This is a genomic window from Corynebacterium sp. UMB8791 (genome assembly GCF_054166365.1).
Window position 1 is genome coordinate 1 of record NZ_JBSZCG010000059.1, and the last position, 328, is coordinate 328.

Annotated in this window: 1 pseudogene; it reads right to left on the reverse strand. The window is 55.5% G+C overall.

What is annotated here, in order from left to right:
- Positions 1-328, reverse strand: a pseudogene (locus ACXIUA_RS01560) (hypothetical protein); the annotation flags it as partial.

The following is a 328-nucleotide window of genomic DNA, read 5'->3' on the forward strand; positions in this document are numbered from 1 at the left end:
GTAATACCAGGCGCGACTGATCCCTAATGCCTCCCACGGTTTCAGCGTGCGTGCAGATGTAGCTACTGTGCTGCGCTTAGACTTAGAACCGCCCTTGCGACCGCGTGCAGCCTGAATTTCTGGCGTGTGCGTATCAGCCACATACTGTGCGAAAGTTTCCGGCGTGAAGTTCCTGTGCGTGTATTTCGCAATGCTCTTGCCAATAGCCCGACATTCAGCCAGTGAAAGCGGAACGGGAAGCGATGCATTGTACATTTCGACACGCTGGATCACCGCTTCAAGCCACTGTGAGAACGCTGGCCAGCCCTGACGAATCGCCCTGTAAGCC